Origin of the sequence: uncultured Algibacter sp. (assembly GCF_947495925.1) — a bacterium.
In the GTDB taxonomy this organism is placed as follows: Bacteria; Bacteroidota; Bacteroidia; order Flavobacteriales; family Flavobacteriaceae; genus Algibacter_E.
Genome location: NZ_CANMAU010000003.1, coordinates 238,980 through 257,850, shown reverse-complemented (window position 1 = coordinate 257,850; position 18,871 = coordinate 238,980). Strand labels below are relative to the sequence as shown.

Here is an 18,871-nt window from a genome sequence, read left to right as displayed (position 1 = left end):
GGGCCTTAATATTGATATATAAATTTTTAAATACATGAAAAACTTGAGAATTGTATTTATGGGTACTCCTGATTTCGCCGTTGCTACCTTAAAGACATTAGTTGATAACCAATATAATATTGTAGGTGTTATAACTGCACCCGATAAACCTGCCGGACGTGGTAGAAAACTTAATGAAAGTGCTGTAAAAAAATATGCGAAATCTCAAGACCTTAAAATTTTACAACCTAATAATTTAAAGGATGAAGAATTCTTAGGCGAACTGAAAGGCCTTAATGCCAATTTGCAAATTGTAGTCGCTTTTAGAATGTTACCAAAATTAGTTTGGCAAATGCCTGAATTAGGCACGTTCAATTTGCATGCCTCACTGCTTCCTAACTACAGAGGTGCTGCTCCTATTAATTGGGCTATTATTAATGGAGAAACAAAAACCGGAGTCTCCACATTCTTTATTGATGAAAAAATTGATACTGGAGACATGATTCTTCAGAAAGAAATAAATATTGATCCAAATGAGAACGCAGGTCGTCTTCATGATAAGCTAATGGATCTAGGAAGTGAATTAGTTTTAACAACAGTAGCCTCAATTGATAACGGAACCGTTAAAACTCTACCACAGAAAGAAACTGAAAATATTAAAACAGCATACAAGCTCAATAAAGAAAACTGTAAAATTGATTGGAATGCTCCTATTGAAAATATTCACAACCACATTAGAGGATTAAGTCCTTACCCGGCTGCTTGGTGTACATTAATAAATGGTAAACAAGAATTAGATATAAAAGTTTACAAGGCTGAAAAAGAATTAGGGAACCATAATTTGAATGCAGGGTCTATTATTTCTTCTAAAAAAGAACTAAAAGTTGCTGTGTCAATGGGATACATTATTTTAAAAGAAATAAAGCTTCCAGGAAAGCGAGCTATGGATATAAAATCACTTTTAAATGGATATACTTTTGAATCTGACGCAAAAATGCTCTAAACCCTTATTATTATTGATATCGTGAAATATTCGATAAAATACATATTCGTTATTAACAAATGCTACAAGTTATCAACAAAACCATGTATTTCCCTTACTGTTACTTGCATGATTGCATAATCCGTATAAATTTGTAAAGGATTTAACAAAAAATGTTTAACCGATTTATTAATAATTAAATTTTATATTATGAACAAAACAGATTTAATCGACGCAATGGCAGAACACGCAGGAATTACTAAAGCTGCTGCAAAAAAAGCTTTAGAGTGTGCGCTAATTGAAATTGAAGGAGCTTTACAAAAAGGTAACAGAGTTTCTTTAGTAGGATTTGGGTCTTGGTCAGTTTCAAGAAGAGCTGCTAGAGACGGAAGAAACCCTCAAACAGGTGCAACTATCAAAATCAAAGCTAAGAACATTGTTAAGTTTAAAGCTGGATCTGATTTATCAAGTGCAGTAAACTAATCGTTTACTTCTTTTATAATATTAAAAAGCCCTCACAATGTGAGGGCTTTTTTTATATTTCCTATAAATCTTGCATTTTATCGAAATAAATATTAGATTTAATTACTAATTCCTCAATATATGGTTAAGACTAAACCCAAAAAAGGAGATTTATTAATTGCTGAACCAGCAATTATTGGCGATGTTTCATTTAACCGGTCTATAGTTTTACTTGCAGACCATTCTGATGAAGGTTCTATAGGTTTTATTTTAAACAAACCTTTGGATTATAGTATTAATGATTTAGTTCCTGAAGTAGAAGCTACTTTCAAAGTTTATAACGGAGGACCTGTAGAACAAGACAATTTATATTTTATTCATAAAATACCACAACTTATACCTGATAGCATAGAAATTTCACTTGGTATTTATTGGGGAGGTGATTTCAATAAAGTTGCAGAGCTTATAAAGGATAATACTATTAAAGAAACTGATATCAAGTTTTTCTTAGGATATTCAGGGTGGGAATCAAGTCAACTCGTTGAAGAGTTAAAATCTAATTCTTGGGTAGTCTCTGAAAATGTTTACAAAAAAAATATTATCGAGAAAGACTATGAAACCTTTTGGAAAGAAAAAATGCTAGAGTTTGGAGGCGAATATAGTATTTGGTCTAACGCTCCGGAAAACCCAAGTTACAACTAACTCAATCTTATTTTCACATTCAAATTTTGAAGCAAATTCTTAGAAATTTCAGCTTCATAGTGCTTTTTTCGGTATTTACTTATTGGTTGTATTCCTACCATAACGTTAGTCACAAATAGTTCATCTGCTTTTTGAAGTTCAAAAGGAGATATTGACGCTTCTAACAATTCAAATTCTGGTAATTCCTTAATAATATCAATTATTTGCGTACGCATTACACCTTTTAAACATCCATCTGTTAAAGGAGGTGTTTTTATTGTTTTTCCATTTACAAGAAATACGTTTCCGTTTAATGACTCGACAACCTGCTTATTCGTATTGAGTAATAAACAGTTTTTCAAATCATTTTCTTTAGCATAAATACTACCAACAACATTTAAAGCCTTATTATTAGTCTTTAAAGTTGATAATAAACTTGGGGAAACATAATAGTCTTTAAACAAATCTACTTCATAAACTTCATCTTTTATCAGATAAAAATCTTCATTAATTTTAGTTGCGACAATAACAAAACTAACAGCATTGCTTTCGGGAGTATACAGCCCTCCTTCATTTCTGTGAATCCATATTTTTACACGTGAAGAGGCTTTGCTTAGTTGATTTGTACTTAATGTTTTATAAATCTCAATTTCTAAAAATTCCATTGTAAAATTCATAGGAATTTCCATGCGCATGATACGCATTGATGCCATTAACCTAAAATAATGATCTTCCCAAAACAATATTTTACCCCCACTAACTTTTATCGTTTCAAAAAGGGCATCGCCATAGGCATACCCCCTATTTTGGGTTGATAAAATCGTGCTTTCCTCTATAAGTGTACCATTAAGATTTGTCATAAAAAAACCGCTTTCATTGTTTAGAAAGCGGAGCAAATATAATTTAAAATATACGATTCTTGATTAAGCAGAACCTAATACTTGTTTCAAACTTGAGATTTGGTTTGTCCAAAGCATTTTAGCCTCATCAACTTCATCGTCTTCAGCAAAATCAGTAACCATTAACGACACATCCTTGGTAATCTCATCTACCTGAATTCTAATCTCAAAATAACAGCTCTGGTTGTCTTCCTCATCCTCAAGCCACCTGAATTTTACACGCTCACCACTTTTCTTGTTTAAAAGTTTTGCTTGTTCTTCACTACCATCCCAAATAAAAGTAAATAATTCACCTCGGGAATTCACGTTATCAGAAAACCATTCAGATAAACCAGACGGCGTTGAAATATATTGAAACAGAAGTTGAGGAGATGCATGTATTGGAAACTCAATATCAAATCTAATTTTATCGTCCATAAGCCACTTTGAGATTAATAAAGCCCAATATATACATTAATTGAGACCTATAACAACAATTTTAAATAATATTTTAAGTCTGTTCTGTTTGGTTACAATAATATTGTTTTTATATTTGCAGCCTTAAATTATGGCGAGGTAGCTCAGTTGGTTAGAGCGTCGGATTCATAACCCGGAGGTCGGGGGATCGTGCCCCCCTCTCGCTACAAAATTTAAAAGAAAAATCCCAAGAATTCATTTCTTGGGATTTTTTATTTAATAAAATAATTCGTTCTTTTTTTCAAACTACTGGAGTTAAATCATCTAAATTAAAAGTTTATGGCCAATTAACAATCTTGTTATTATACATAGCATCAAGTCCCATTTGAACACAAATAGCTGTATTTGCTCCTGTTAATATACCCGATTTTGGCTGAGTATTATTGATAATGGCATCGCTAAAATCAAGAAGTGCTTGTTTACTTGGATCTAAATGCTCGACATTTATTGGATATCCTTTACTCTTATCCCACTGTGCTGTAGCACCACTAACTCCGTCTACATCTTTAACTACTTTATTTTTTTGCCCCTCGGGATAAAACCAAGCTTTGCTCGTATCAATAACGATTGTACCTTTATCTCCCAAAACTTTAATTTCATAGCCGTCTTTGGCATTACTTGTTAAACAAGTAAACTTCGCATTAACTCCACTTGGATAACTATAGGTTAAGTGCACATTATCATAGGTTTCTCTGCCATCTTTCCAATAATCAATCCCACCAACTCCCATCACTTGGTTTGGAACTTCATCAAGAACCCAATTAACAAAATCAATTTGGTGTGAACATAATTCAGCAGTCAACCCACCTGAAAACTCACGATACATTCTCCAATTTACAGCCTTCTCAAATTTGGGATCAGGCACTGGTCTTCTCCAATTTCCATGACGATTCCATTGGCATTCAAATGCACTAATCTTTCCAACCTTTCCTTGTTTAATCAAATCAACTACATTTGTATATAATCTCGAGCTATGATATTGATGGCCTGTTTGAAATATTTTATTAGACTGATTGGATTTATTAACTAAAGATTGTATACCATCATATTTTTTAGCTAAGGTTTTTTCACAATACACATGCTTCCCAGCATCAATTGCATCCATGGCAATCTTAGAGTGTGTGCTAAACGGTGTTGCAACTATTACGGCATCAATTTCTTTATTGTCAAGTAATTTTCTGTAATCTGAATAACCTACGGCTTTTGAATTAGCCTTTGACAAACCATTTTCTAATCTAAAAGGTAGAATATCGCAAGAGGCAATTACATTAATCTTATCGATTGAATTTATAATAGAAGTTAATCCTCCTCCTCGACTTCCTGTTCCAATAACTCCAATATTTATTTTATCATAAATATTTGAATCCGATAACAAACTTCCATATGCATAGCTCGTGCTGGCTACTCCAGCTGCAACTATTCCTGTTTTTTTTATAAATAATCGTCTTTTCAAAATCCAAATTATTTTTATTAATAAACTAAAGACACATATCCTTTTTTAATTAAGTAATTAAAGAAAATCAAGTTAAAAATATTAAACAATTCAAACTAACTATTTTAGTGAAAACACTTTTAGGCCTTTAATAATTCCCAGCTTTTGTTTTCAATAAAGTTTTATTCCAATAGGCTAACAACTCTTCATCAGTGATTTCTTCCGCAAGCCCTAATTTTTTCATTTTGATTTTGAAATAATTTTGAGAGCCCTCCATCCCTTTTTGAATCGTTTCCTCGGATTCTGGGATTCTGTTTTTATCGTAAACCTTAAGGTTTTCTTGAAGAATAGATTTCAACTCGTCAAAATGGCCTTGGTAGTCACTATCATTTGTAAGGTTATTAAATTCGTTTGGGTCATTTTTTAAATCGAAAAACTCGAATTCCGGACGATTATCAGCCATAAACTGATTAAAAGGTGCTTGTAATTCACCTTTTTCATACAGTACTCTATATAATGCAAACGCAGGGTATTCAGCTCTTTTATAACTTGATAATTGCATCCAAGGTTTTTCAGGTTCTTGATTCCATATTAATTTAAAATGACCATCAGTTATACTTCTTATGGCATCTGGAGCATCTCCGGCCCTCCCTCGAAAACCGTAGACATAATCTCGCTTTTCTTGTTTATGCCCAATAAATACTTTTCCATGTAATTTATAAGGTATTTCCAGTCCAGAAATATTTAGAGTAGTAGCTGAAACATCAACCAAACTCACCAGTCTATCATCAATTTTATTGGTTTCCACTTTCTCTGGCCATCTAATAATCAAAGGGATTTGAAGTCCTCCCTCATACAAAAATTGTTTATCTCTTAAATGCGGACGACCATGATCTCCAAAAAAGAATACAACGGTGTTATCTGCTAAATCTTCATCTTCTAGACGCTGCATGACCCAACCTACAATGTCGTCGCACTTTTGCACAGATTCAAGGTATAAAGCCCAATCCGCTTTCAATAATGGATGGTCTGGATAGCATTCTGGAAGTTTTACAGTTTCAGCATTTATGGCGTTCTTTTTATGGCGTTCAAAAACTCTATGAGGATATTTAATTTGAACTTGTGCAAAGAACGGTTGCCCTTCTGCTCGTTCATTCCAATCTTTACCATCGTATTTAATATTTGGTATAAAATTATAATCGTTTTTTCCTCCTTTTTTGAGATAATCTTTACCACTTCCATTAGCTATAAAATACCCAGCTTCTTTGAAATATTCTGTAATTGGTTTAATATCATTAGGAAGAAGAGTCATATTAATTGTTCTATGATCCAAACAATTAACGGTTGTGGGATACATTCCTGTGATTAGAGATGAACGACTTGCTGAACAAACGGGCGCATTAGCATAAGCATTAGTGTATAATGTACCTTGTTGCGCTAATTTATCAATGTTTGGCGTTTTCACATCTGGATTGCCGTAACAAGCTAATTCTCTACCTAAATCGTCTGCATTAATCCAAAGAATATTGGGTCTAATAAATTCTTTAGCGCCCTGTTTCTTTTCACAACCAAAAAGGATAAAAACGTAAAACAAAAAAAGTACATATGTGCCTTTAAAACTACTCACTCTCCTTTCTTATGCGCTCCATTTGTTTTTTAGATAGTTTTCTAGAGAAATAAACTTCAGGGTGCAAATACAAGCGCGTATCTTTCATTTGAGGGTCGTCTAAATCTAAACTCAAATCGCAATCAAATCTTGCCAAATAACTGTATTTCCTACCTCTACCTTCTGGATAACCTTGTGATCCTGTAAAATGAGAAATTCCCCAAGTAATACCTCTTCCGTTTCCTTTACTATTGAATGCATCTGGAATATAAGAACCTGCTGCAAATGGTAAAAATGCAGATACAGAAGCAATATCAAAACTTACACCATCGGGTGCATATTGTATAGTACTATTTTCATTACCATCCCTAGTAATTAAAGCTGCAATACCTTCTTTAAAAGGGAAAAGTGCAGTTTCATGACCTGAGTTAAACAAAGGATTTAATGGGTGTTTTTTAAACGGCCCTAATGGGTTATCTGCTATAGCCAAACCTGCTGCAACTAAATACTCTGGTCGAACACCATAAGCTGCCTTATAATAAACGTAAATTTTACCTTTATAAACTAAAGGATAAGGATCGTGAATGGAATACTGATCCCAAGTACCAGATTCTCCATTCGGAATGATTTCTTGATCTACAATAGCCCAAGGCCCATCAGGTGAGTCTGAATGAGCAACAGCTACTGGACAATGATCTCCTTTTGTCCCACTTGCCTCGCTAAAAGCTTGAAAGTATAAGTAATATTTACCTTCCCACTTTAAAATATCTGTGGTAGTCACCGATCGCCACCCTAAAGCTGGTTTTTCGGGTCTTTTTATAGCAGGTCCTTGCTCTTCCCAAGTAATTCCATCTTTGGACGTTGCATACCAAATATCTGCCAAGTCCCAATCTGTAGAAGGAATAGCATCTGTAGATAAATGTGCATTACTAAAACCTACAGGTGGTTTTACTGTTTGTCTGTGCGTATACCAAACGTAGAACTTGCCATTTTCTTTAATAATTTTTGAAGGATCTCGTCTAGAAATCGTACCATCATCTTTGCCATAATCGAAACCTTTTAGCTCTGTATATTTAAATTGAGAAAACAGTTCGTTGTCTTGAGGCCTTGGTGCCATGTACCTATCGTAAAGCCTTTCGTTAGCTGCACTTAAAGGTCTATCTGGTTTTGTTTGTGGAATATCCCAAGGATAACCTTTTAAGCTATCTAAAGATTGCTCTTCTTGTTTAACGTCTTCTTTTGTCGCATTTTTATCCGTTTGTTGCCCACAAGATATTATTCCTACACTGGCAACCATTACCACTAAATATTTAATTTTACTCATCCTTTAAAATTTTGATTCTTTTTTATTTCCGCTTGTAATATTTTACCCAATCAATTTTCATACTTGTACCATCAATAGCATCTGTAACCTCTCCACCATGCTCTAATATAGCTAAGCTTAAAAAGATATTAAGTTCAGATTTACATAGGGTATTAGGAATTGATCTAATGAGCTTATTATCATAATAAAATTTAACTTGATCCTCGCTCCAATCCATTCCATACACGTGGTAATCTTCAGCGAAATTATTACTCTCTTCTACATCATAAGTAGTTATTTCAACCCAATCGCCATCAACAAAAGCCTCTATTTTATAATCTGATATTAATGAATTCCAATTAGAACCACTAAGCCAACCGTTAATGAATTGAATATGACCAATATTCTTTTCTTCAGGCCAAGTAAACTCTAACCATTTTTCTCCTTCTTTTTGAGACACCCAACTTGTAGTACTTGTACCATCTGCAACAGCAGATACTTTAAATTCATCTCTTAAAACGCCGCTGGCTGTTATCTCAGTATCTGATTCTCTAGATAGATTTGTTAACCCAGTAACACTGTTATCTGCAGTATTAGATAGTAAACCTGTTGGATAACAATTAGTGTTTTGTTCATATATACGAAATTCTCTAATATGAAAATGTGTAGAGTTATTAGAAGAAAAACGAATACGATTGGTTTTTACACTTTCATTGAAAGAATGTGCATACGCTGGAGATAAACCTTCGGAATATTGAAGTTGATTGTTCTCTGTATTACCATTTTGCCAATGATGACGGTTTGTATTAACCTCATTAGGAAAGTGTCCTTCGTTAACATCTAGCTCGCATATTACTTCGGGACTATTAATAGTCTGATCTCTTGGGAAGAGCCAAAAAGAATTATTTGTACCACTGGCTCCTGCATACTTATATTTACATTCATAATAGCCGTAACCAAAGGTTTCTTTAGTCCAGATATTTCCGCATGTCCAATCTTGTCCCCCTCTTTGTTCCTTTTTTGCTTTAAGTTCTAACACACCATTTTCAATCACAGCATTTTCTCTCCAACGACTACAAAGAATATGACCAGCTAAACCATTTTGTGACGCCCAGATCTCTTCTAACTTCGAATCATCATAGTCAAATTCATCTACCCAAGTCAATTCAAAACTAGATAAATCTACTTCTTCGGTAGGAGCAGAAAGTTCATGACTGTAAGACTCCTCACAATTTGTTGTTGTATCATCATCATCTCCTTCTCCAACCATCTGCTCATCGTCATTTGGCTGATCTTTAGAACCACTGCAGTTTGTTGTGGATATACTTATCGCAAATAAAACTGCGCAAAATAATATCCATCGAGTTAAATTCATTCTTTTTTCTTTTTTTTAATTTAATTTATATTTCTGTCTACTTATCATTTTTTGTGAGGGGTTTTAAATCCCAATAGGCATAAAGTTCTTTAAGCTGATTATAAGCCTTTTTAATACCACGATTTTCATTAACAATACCCCATTCTCTATAACCAGATTCAGGCGTGCCTCGGTAATTACTTCTGTAATCATTATAACTCCAAATTGATAAGCCCGCTACATAAGGTAAATCTTTTAAATCCTTTATATATTGTACTAAATCATCTGGTAATTTTGCATCATCGGCACCTCCAATTTGTTTTAGACCTATCTCAGAAATAAAAATGGGTTTTCCTGGGAATTTTTCATTAGTCATCTTAGCCAATTTAGGTGCGGGACCATAACTATTCATAGAGATAAAATCTACTTTTTCGTAAGGTTCACTTCCAATCTCTCCTTTTCTATAAGATGTTATTGTAACATATGTTTTCAATCTTGAAGGGTCTAACTTACCAACATAATCTAGCATAGAATTAGCGTATTCATATTGGTTCTTTGTCATCTTTTTTTCAGGCCATGTTGCGGTAATAGAATCATTTTCTCTTAACTCATTACCAACACTCCAAGCTACTACAGATGGGTGATTGTAGTCGCGCTCTATCATGTCGCCTAGCCACTGTTTTGTAAGCGGATTGTTAGGAAAAGCTTGTACATCATCATCACCCCAAACTGGAATTTCCTCTACTAACAAGAAACCAATACTATCACATATTTTTAATAAGTTTTTTGAAAGTGGTGCATGCATCAATCTTGAAAAATTGCAGCCCAGGTTATACTTAATATCTAGCATATCTTTCAATACCAAATGGTCTGGTTCCGTATTTCCATAAACAGGATGATCATGTACCCGGTTAACACCATTCATCCTAACAGCTTCATTATTTAAATAAAACTGCTCTCCTTTAACTTCAAATTTTCTGATACCGAATTTATCAGAGGCTGAATCAACTTCTTTATCATGTATTGCAATTGAACTATTTAATTCATAAAGATTTGGTGAATTAAAATCCCACAATTTTACATCTGAAAGGGGTTTTTCAAAATTTAAATATGAAACTGATTCTGATGCTTTTTCAATAGTAACTGATACTGAATCTTTATGAATACCTACTATCTCAGAATTTATATTTGCCGAAGCAGAGGTATTACCATTATTTTCAATCTTATATTTTATGGTAAACTCTACGATTTGTTTTTCAAAATCAGGTATAGAAGTAATATGTTGGTAAACAAGTCTTACATCTTCATCGGCAATCAAAGTCACATCTCTACTAATACCTCCCCAAGCCCACCAAGCGCCCCGTTTATAGGTATTATCTGCCATAACAACAACAGAATTTGAAGTACCCAGATTAACTTTATCGGTAATATTAAACTCAAATGGCGTATATCCACCAACGTGTTCTCCTAATAATTGCCCGTTTAACCATACTTTGGCGGTTTCATAAACGGCATCAAACTTTACTCTTATCTGCTTGTTTTTCCAATTTTTTGGAACGCTAAATTCTTTTTGATAATAGCCTTTCCCTACGTATTCTGAATAACGTTCTCTTGTATCCCAGTTACCTGGAACTTGTAGCGTATCCCATTTAGTAAAAGACGCTTTAAAAACGTCTTCTTCACTTACATCATTTGATGCTAAAAATTGCCAGGTACCATTAAGCGATATATTCTTAACTTCAATATTAGATTCGGTTTTAGCACATGATAAAACTGTGAGTAAGAATAAAAATATGATTATTACTTTTTTCATAATGGATTGTTTAGTTTTCGTGTTTAGTAATTTTCAATGGGATTTGAATATTAAAAGAATGGCGAATATTATTCACATCTATAGAGTCTGCGGCACAAAGTAAAGCAAGTGGTTCTCCGTTTTCAAGATATACCTGCGGACGCTCTAAATGGTCAAACTTTATTTTTCTTCCATCTGTGAACGTTATAGTTCTGTCTGAAATTTCAAAATGTTTGGCTTGGTTCCAATTAATACCATCCTCAGAATCATAATGTACTAAAGAGAAAAGACGATTTTTACCTTCATGCTTAATACGCTTTACAATAGCGCGATACTTTCCATCTTGATACCAAATATAAGGGTCCTCAGCCGGAAAGCGTTCGCCTTCAAATGTAAATACGGGGTCTGGATATTTTTTAAAAGGACCAGTTGGCTTATCTGCAATGGCTACTAAATGTACTACTGGGCCGCCTGCTGGTAACTTAAATTTCTTACCTACGGCTTTGTACACCATTAATATTTTGCCATCGGCCATTTGGCATACCGAAGGATTTGATGTCATTAATGCGTCATGCGCCAAAGAATCATTTTCTGTGATATCTAAAACTGGTTTATTAAAACGTTTCCAAGGGCCATTTGGATGATCTGCTACAGCAACACCAATACGTTGGTTATTTCTGTGCGTCCAATTCAGTTTTGGTTTTCCTGGGCTACTTACAATTTCTTTATCACCAAAGTTACCCATGTAGTATAAGTAGTATTTCCCGTTAAATTTATGAACTGTTGGGTTATGTGTCGTTGAACCATCCCAAAACTCAGCGCCTCTATCTGGGAGTACATCATCTTTATGTTTAAAAGGACCAAAGGGTGACTCTGAAACTGCATGAGAAATTATGGAATAGTTTACCCATTCCCAACCCATATTTTTTGGCCAAACAGAATAGAACATATGGTACAAACTGTCTTGCCCCTTAACTAAAGAACCACCCCAAATACTCATGGTGTCATTAACAAATACTGATTTAGGAGACGCTATACCTAAATCGATTTGATAATCAATTACCGCAATTTTATTGGCTTGTTGTTTATTTTCCTTTTTCCCAGAGCACGCTATTAATAGCACCGCTAAAAGAAATGAGAATGAAAATATATACTTTAATTTCATCTACATTTAGTTTGTTGGTTATTTGTTTGGTTTATAATACCTAACGTAATCTATTTTCATACTTTTACCATCTAAGTCGTCTGTAACAGGACCAGCATAAGCTTGTTTTAATAATGCCAGACTTAATAAAATATTTGTTTTACTAAAACACACTTTATTTCTCACTTTACGATATAATTTCCCATCGAAATAAAATTTAAAATAATCCTCGTCCCACTCTAGTCCATAAGTATGGTATTCTTCTCCAAAATTTGATGTTTTTGATACATCGTATTCATAGATATCTTCCCAAGTATTATTTTTCCAAATCTGTATTTTATAATCTGTGATTAAGTTTTTACATAATCCATCGGCTTGTACGCATCCGTTAAGAAATTGAATGGCATTAATTGATTGCGGAGCTGTCCATTGAAATTCAATCCATTTTTCGCCACTATTTCCCTTAGAAACCCATCTTGTTTCCATTTTATTGTCAGTTGCAAAATTTGGTTTTGATTCTAATTTTCCCGAATTATTTCCATTGGTTATAATTTTCACATCTTTTTGTGCGGCTAGGTTTATGTTCTTATTTCCTAGCGCTTTTTCCCAATTTGGAAAAGCCATATTCCTTTTAAAAATTCTGAACTCTGAAATTTGAATAGAAGAAGGTGTATTTGATATCAGCCTAAGCTTTTTAGTAGTTACTGCCTCCTCGAGTTTTATTTCTTGAACTGGCTCCCCGGTAAGTGTATGATGAATTTGATCACTTTCATGGGTAACTTTGCCATTTGGGGCAGTATCTTTATCCGTCCAATTATGGATATTGGTATTTATTACATTAGGAAAATGCCCTTCATTAATATCTACTTCACATGCCTTTTCACCCTCTGGTAATCTAAATTTAGGCCATAACCAAAATGAATTATTGGCACCATAACAGGCCACATACTTGTATCTGGCTTCAAAATACCCGTAACCAAAAGTTGCTTTAGTCCATACATTGCCGCAGGTCCAATCTTCTCCAGCTTTTTGCTCTTTTTTAACTTTTAACTCTAAAACTCCATTTATCACTTCCGCATTTTCTCTCCACCTACTACATATTACAAAATCTCCAGTTGGACCATTTTGCGAAACCCATTGTTTCTCTAAATCTTTATCAGAATAATCAAATTCGTCTTGCCATACTAATTTCCAATTGTCTAAATCTAAACGCTCATAATTATTGAGAACCATGTTCTGATTCTTTTTTGAATTCTGAGCGTATAGCGATGATAACACCGAAAAGCATGAAATAATAACGTATTTATTTATTTCAAACATTTATTTAGCTTTTACGATTTGAGACCAATTACTTTCTTCCGAATTATAACTTCTTTTTAATTTAAAATAAACGTCGTTTTCTCCATGTAAATCAATTGACATCATACCCCTAACGTTTGAAATAAATTCTTTATCTAAATTAGTTTTAGAAGCGCCATATTTAACAGTATAATCACCATCTTCAAAATCACTAGAATAGCCTATAATCAATTTGTTTTCAGCAATAAATGCATCCCAAATAATTGGTGGTAATACGTTATTATTAGTGATTACACTTTTTACTTTTGAAGCGTTACTAATTCCTTTATCATTTACTGCATAGAGTTTGAAACTATAAGTTTTCCCTGTAGTTAAACCCATAACATCTATGCCATTAGTGATGGTTTTATCCGATGCAATAGTCTCTCCTTTATCGTTTACATAAGATACAAAGTATTCTCCGGCATTTGGCACTTTATCAAAAAGAATTCTTGCTGAATTTTTACCTGAAATAACTTCAGAAATTTCAGGAGTTATCGGGTTTAGAAAAGACACCATTTTATCGTACCTTGAATAACCTGTTGGTGTTATTAGACTTACTGTTAAATCTAAAATATCATCTGGTAAACTTTTCCAAGTGATCGTATTGCTCCAAACCTTATCTTCAGGCGTTAACATAGGCAAATCCATAGTATTTTTTGAAACGATTTCACCTTTACTATTTCTAAATTGATAGTTCAACTTATAGCCTTTCATGCTATGACTTGGGTAATCACTTCTGCTCTTGATAGGTATATTAAAATTTGCTGTGTTATTTTTAAAATCGACCTCAGTAATTTCAATATCATGAATTGGTGCATGCTCTTTTTTAAGGCGATTAAACAGTCTTCTTTTTTGTCGCCAGGAAGTAATAACCCCCCAAACTCTATTTTCTTCTGCTGTAGTACCCGCATAGCCACTTCTATAATCATTAAAGGTCCACATGGAGGTGCCTATCACAAATTTATTTTTATTTCTAAAATGATTCATCCATTCAGAAAAAATGGCTTTATCTGCATTGGGTGATGTAGTTTGAAAAGGATCAAAACCATATTCTGAAACAAAAACAGGTTTATCTGGCCATTTTTCTCTTAACGTATTTAATATTTCTTGAGGTTGCCCTTGCCAACGGTACATGTTATGCATAATTACATCTACATGTGTGTTTGGGTCTGTTTCTGGCGTATACTCATCTTTTTGACCTGAATTACTAACACAGGTAACTAACCTGTATGGGTCCAATTCATTTTTTACATAATCAATAGCTTCTTTTGCATATGCATTATGATTATTTAGCTCGTTACCAACACTCCAACCAATAATACTTGGGTGATTAATGTCGCGCTCAATCATCCCTTTAAGCCAATATTTTGCTATTAAATAATTTTTGTCTGCAGAAGATTTTAAATCAAAGCTTTTAGATACCTTAACATAAGGTTGATCCAACATTAAAATTTCTTCATCTTCACGCTTTAAATCAAGGCTATTTTCATCGGAAACTTTAGCTAACGGTAGATATTTCGCTCTAAATTCATCGTTATCTAAATCTCTTACATTAACTTCTTCAAACAATAAAATCCCTTTTTTGTCGCACAAATCAATCAATTTCTCATTCTGAGTGCCGTGCATAATTCTCATGAAATTAGCGCCAGCTTCTTTCAGAAGGTCAACATCTTCTTCTAAAACTTCTAAAGGCTCTGAAGACCCCCAAAAACGATGTTCACTTACTCTATTAAATCCAGCTAATCGCACTGGCTCACCATTTAATAACATTTTAGAGCCTGTGAGTTCAACTTTTCTAATTCCGAAGTTATTATCTCTAGCATCTAAAATATGTTCTCCTTCAGAAATAGTGGTTGCAATTTTATATAGCTTTGGATGATCAAAATGCCACAATTCTACGTTATTAGCAGTTAAAGTCGATTCTAGTTCAATATCTGCAGTAGTATTTGCTTCTACTTCAATTGTACCGCTTAATGCATCTATTTTAGTATCATCTAAAACTTTAGCATTAACAACTAAAGTTCTTTTTACAGATGATTTGTTTTCAATCTTAACTTTTAATTTTAATGCAGCTGTGCCCGTTTTTAAATCCGGATCCGCATGAATGTATTGATAATCTATACGAACATCTTTGTTTTTAGTTAGGGTAACGTCTCTTATAATACCCCCCCAATTCCATGTTGCACCGACTATAGCACTATTATCAACTTGGACTGCTATGACGTTTTTACTGTTGTAATTTAAGGCATCGGTCACATCAAATTCAAAAGGCGTAAAACCGCCACGGTTTTTTCCAATGAACTTTCCGTTAAGATATACTTTTGAAAGATGATACACACCTCCAAATTTTAAATAGTATCTGTTGTTTGAAGCATTTGTCCAACCCTCTGGAATAGAAATGGTTTTACGATACCACCCTATACCTGTGTAGTTTGAAAAATCGTTAATCATGCCCCAATGTCCTGGTACTTTTAAACTATACCAATTGGCATCATCAAAATCTGTTTTGAATACCTGTTTAGGTTCTTCTTTTGCCGTTAAAAATTGTTCCTTTGAAATTTCTTTAAACATTACAGCGTCTGCCGCCACCCTACCTCCTGCGATTGCTGTAAGCTCAACATAATTTTTATCACCAAAATCAAATTTATAGATACCTAAACTTATCCATTCGTTACAAAACACCCGTTGACTTACATATTTAGTGGTAATGCCATCAGCATGTTTTATATTATATTGAGCTGTTAAATGTGATTCAAAAGGAAACTTTGCAAAGGCCTCAAAATATCCCGAGTTATTAAAATTGGGATAAAACCTAACGTAAGCATCATCTTTTTTCTTTCCTTCAACTAAATTGTGCGCAGGAAAATTGTGTTTTATATAATCTTCACCATGAAATTTAGAATACCTAATGCCTTTGTTAGACGAGTCCCATTTTCCATGGATTTCAACATTGGTATCTTTATTATCAATTACAATGTCATTTCCCGCAGCTTTAACATTCATATAATTGGAACCCTCTCCATAAATGGTGTGGAATTTCCAATTTCCATTTAATGAAAGGGTGTTATTCTCTGATATTTCACCTTTTGATTGACATCCAAGGATAAAAATCGATACAAATAAATATATGTGCGTTTTAACTATATGCATACTGTTTTTACTGGCACAATACTTCAAAAATTGCTGCTGGCACATCTTTTGACGGATGCTCAACTTCTATTGTAAATCCTTTTAAATCTTTTGGAGTCTCAAGTTTTAATGTACTAATGGTTTGATAGTTTCCTTCTACCTTATGAAGTACCTTCCCTTCTAAATCCTTTATAACATAATTACGCACACAAAAGGGAACAACTTCTTCTGGGTGTCCCATAAGCGTTGATTCCATAGGGTGATCGTAATCTGAGTCTAAGAACAATTTAATTTCTGATATTGATTTAGCTTCATCCCATTCTACTTTTATTGTTGGGGTTTCATCGCTTAAACTAGCAAGCCATCCATTTACTTCAGTTGTGGGTCTTACATAACCATTTCCTATATTTTTAACACTAAAAGATTCTATAGCAGGCGAAATTTCCATGGCAATATTTTTTCCATCTGGTCTGCGATGAGGCGTCCAAAATTCAAATTCATCTACGCCAATATCAGCTGGTGGCACTTGTTTTCCATTATTAGAAACCGCTTTATTAACCCCATTAAAGACAGACAATATACCTGCATAGCGTTTATCACTTGTTTTTAGGGTAACTTTGTCATTTTTCATGAACGTAACAAAACCATATTGGTCTGTTGGAACTCCATTAGTGAAATTAATTGTAATGTATTGTTCTCCTTTTTTTAAGTTGAAGGTCTGTTTCTCTAAAATAACTTCAGGCGTGTAGTTTTTTGGATTTTCTGAAGTTCTTAATTGCACTTCCAAGCTTGTATCTTCATCTGCATTTACCAATACTTTTACCTGATAATTTACACTAGCTTTTAATGGTAATAATTGTGCTGATGATATACTTAAATTAAACCATCCTCCATCAAAAGGTATTTTAGAAATCTTTAAAGTTGACGAGGCTTCAATTTTAGCTTCACTAAGTAAATTTGATGATTTCCGAATAGGCACATTAGGGATGCTTTGACCCATTTTATTCAATTCGTTTTGAAGCTCTTTTAGTTTATCCTTTTCTAAAACTTCAGCTGGATTGATCTTATTTTCCATACAAATGGCTGCTGCCATACCTACTGCCTGCGCACATAAACCAGTAGTTGCCATTACTCTTGTAGAACCAAAGGCTACGTGGGTTGCACTAATAATTCTCCCCGCTAAAAATAAGTTGTCAATATCTTTACTTACAAACGAACGATACGGAATTTGGTACACCCCTTTAGAGTGCCATTGGGTACACCCCGAAAGTTCACTATAAACCCCGTCAGCTGGATGCAAATCTATAGCCCAACCACCATGCGCGATGGCATCATCAAATTCTTGCTGACCGATGACATCCTGTTGTTTCATCATGTACAAACCTTCAAATCGACGACTTTCGCGTTTTCCAGGAATGGTTCCTACCCATTCTAAAGTCATATTATCAACATCTTCAAATTCACCTGAATTTTTAATATAATCCCAAACACCATATATCACCTTCCAAAGTTCATATTTAATATGCTCGGTATCGTGAATGGTGTCATGGCGTCCTCCATACTCAAACCACCAAAAACGACATCCTTTATCATCTTTTCCAATGGCTTTATATCTCGGGATTTGAGTAATATCTTTTAGAGCAAACTCTGGTGCCTTGAATTTTACAGGTTTATTCGTGTTTTTACTGTAGAAGTACATAGAATGTCCAAGTAATTCTCCATAAGATTTATCGGGAGCAAACAATTCTCCAAACTCTTCCTTAGCTTCTGCTCCCATTCTAAAAGAGGCCCCGGCTTTAAACGCCACAATACCATCGCCTGATGCATCGCAAAACAACGGTGCTTTTACTACATACTCCGTTGAATTTTGAGAATTAAATGCTTTTATAGATTCTATTTTAGTATCATTAGACTTGTTAACATCATAAACACTTGTATTTAGAAGTAATGTGATATTCTCTTCGTTTAATACTTTTTCAAGCAGAACAGTATCAAAAATCACTGCGTTTCCTTCGGGATTTCTGTATAGATTTTCTACCAAGATTTCATCTATCACCCCCCCTTCGCGAGCCCAACGATTGTTATTCCCCATGTGAGATGTTGCTCCCAAAATCCAAAGTCTTACCTCAGATGATGCATTCCCCCCCAAAACTGGTCTATCTTGAATTAGAACAACTTTTATCCCTTTTCTGGCCGCTGTTATGGCTCCACAAACACCTGCTGTTCCCCCACCAGTAATGGCTAAATCACAATTTAACTCTATTGATTTGCTCTCTCTTTTTTCTTTATCGAATGTTCCAATAATCATGTA

At 34.0% G+C, this 18,871-nt stretch carries 14 protein-coding genes and 1 tRNA gene; 4 read left to right on the top strand and 11 right to left on the bottom strand.

All coding sequences use genetic code 11. The features are described from left to right. The first annotated feature begins 34 nt into the window (after positions 1 to 34). The 3 genes from fmt (at position 35) to Q0857_RS07410 (ending at position 2,125) form a co-directional block, all read left to right on the top strand. Positions 35 to 982 carry a methionyl-tRNA formyltransferase gene (gene fmt, locus Q0857_RS07420; protein ID WP_298533451.1) on the top strand — a complete coding sequence of 316 codons (948 nt, stop codon included), beginning with the start codon at positions 35 to 37 and terminating at the stop codon, positions 980 to 982. A 189-nt stretch (positions 983 to 1,171) separates the two neighbouring features. Next, on the top strand, positions 1,172 to 1,444 hold the full coding sequence (locus Q0857_RS07415; RefSeq protein WP_298533449.1) for an HU family DNA-binding protein: 273 nt from the start codon (positions 1,172 to 1,174) through the stop codon (positions 1,442 to 1,444). 120 nt (positions 1,445 to 1,564) lie between these two features. Continuing rightward, a complete protein-coding gene (locus tag Q0857_RS07410; RefSeq protein WP_298533447.1) occupies positions 1,565 to 2,125 on the top strand; it encodes a YqgE/AlgH family protein in 561 nt (186 codons plus the stop codon). Here the strand turns inward: Q0857_RS07410 and Q0857_RS07405 are convergent. Both Q0857_RS07405 and Q0857_RS07400 read right to left on the bottom strand, forming a co-directional pair. Further along, positions 2,122 to 2,964, bottom strand: a complete 843-nt coding sequence (locus Q0857_RS07405) for an aminotransferase class IV (protein ID WP_298533445.1) — start codon at positions 2,962 to 2,964, stop codon at positions 2,122 to 2,124. The two genes, Q0857_RS07410 and Q0857_RS07405, sit on opposite strands and share 4 nt — an antisense overlap. 63 nt (positions 2,965 to 3,027) lie before the next feature. Next, on the bottom strand, positions 3,028 to 3,420 hold the full coding sequence (locus Q0857_RS07400; RefSeq protein WP_298533443.1) for an START-like domain-containing protein: 393 nt from the start codon (positions 3,418 to 3,420) through the stop codon (positions 3,028 to 3,030). A 132-nt stretch (positions 3,421 to 3,552) separates the two neighbouring features. Here Q0857_RS07400 and Q0857_RS07395 point away from each other — a divergent pair. Beyond that, a tRNA-Met gene (locus Q0857_RS07395) sits at positions 3,553 to 3,626 on the top strand. Positions 3,627 to 3,736: 110 nt separating this feature from the next. Here the strand turns inward: Q0857_RS07395 and Q0857_RS07390 are convergent. The 9 genes from Q0857_RS07390 to Q0857_RS07350 form a co-directional block, all read right to left on the bottom strand. Further along, positions 3,737 to 4,912 carry a Gfo/Idh/MocA family oxidoreductase gene (locus tag Q0857_RS07390; protein ID WP_298533441.1) on the bottom strand — a complete coding sequence of 392 codons (1,176 nt, stop codon included), beginning with the start codon at positions 4,910 to 4,912 and terminating at the stop codon, positions 3,737 to 3,739. A gap of 127 nt (positions 4,913 to 5,039) precedes the next feature. Continuing rightward, positions 5,040 to 6,518, bottom strand: a complete 1,479-nt coding sequence (locus Q0857_RS07385) for a sulfatase (RefSeq protein ID WP_298533439.1) — start codon at positions 6,516 to 6,518, stop codon at positions 5,040 to 5,042. Next, a complete protein-coding gene (locus tag Q0857_RS07380) occupies positions 6,511 to 7,821 on the bottom strand; it encodes a glycoside hydrolase (protein WP_298533437.1) in 1,311 nt (436 codons plus the stop codon). Before Q0857_RS07380 ends, Q0857_RS07385 begins: the two co-directional genes overlap by 8 nt. A 22-nt stretch (positions 7,822 to 7,843) precedes the next feature. Then, positions 7,844 to 9,175 carry a family 16 glycosylhydrolase gene (locus Q0857_RS07375; RefSeq protein ID WP_298533435.1) on the bottom strand — a complete coding sequence of 444 codons (1,332 nt, stop codon included), beginning with the start codon at positions 9,173 to 9,175 and terminating at the stop codon, positions 7,844 to 7,846. 37 nt (positions 9,176 to 9,212) lie between these two features. Beyond that, positions 9,213 to 10,967 (bottom strand): glycoside hydrolase family 2 protein, encoded by a 1,755-nt coding sequence (locus Q0857_RS07370; protein WP_298533434.1) that lies wholly within the window; start codon positions 10,965 to 10,967, stop codon positions 9,213 to 9,215. Positions 10,968 to 10,977: 10 nt separating this feature from the next. Then, on the bottom strand, positions 10,978 to 12,111 hold the full coding sequence (locus Q0857_RS07365; RefSeq protein WP_298533433.1) for a glycoside hydrolase family protein: 1,134 nt from the start codon (positions 12,109 to 12,111) through the stop codon (positions 10,978 to 10,980). An 18-nt stretch (positions 12,112 to 12,129) separates the two neighbouring features. Then, the gene (locus tag Q0857_RS07360) at positions 12,130 to 13,410 is read right to left on the bottom strand and encodes a family 16 glycosylhydrolase (protein ID WP_298533432.1); all 1,281 of its coding nucleotides are present in this window, start codon (positions 13,408 to 13,410) and stop codon (positions 12,130 to 12,132) included. Then, complete coding sequence (locus tag Q0857_RS07355) at positions 13,411 to 16,581, bottom strand: glycoside hydrolase family 2 TIM barrel-domain containing protein (protein ID WP_298533431.1); 3,171 nt, start codon at positions 16,579 to 16,581, stop codon at positions 13,411 to 13,413. A 7-nt stretch (positions 16,582 to 16,588) separates the two neighbouring features. After that, positions 16,589 to 18,868 carry an FAD-dependent oxidoreductase gene (locus tag Q0857_RS07350; RefSeq protein WP_298533430.1) on the bottom strand — a complete coding sequence of 760 codons (2,280 nt, stop codon included), beginning with the start codon at positions 18,866 to 18,868 and terminating at the stop codon, positions 16,589 to 16,591. Positions 18,869 to 18,871: the final 3 nt, after the last annotated feature.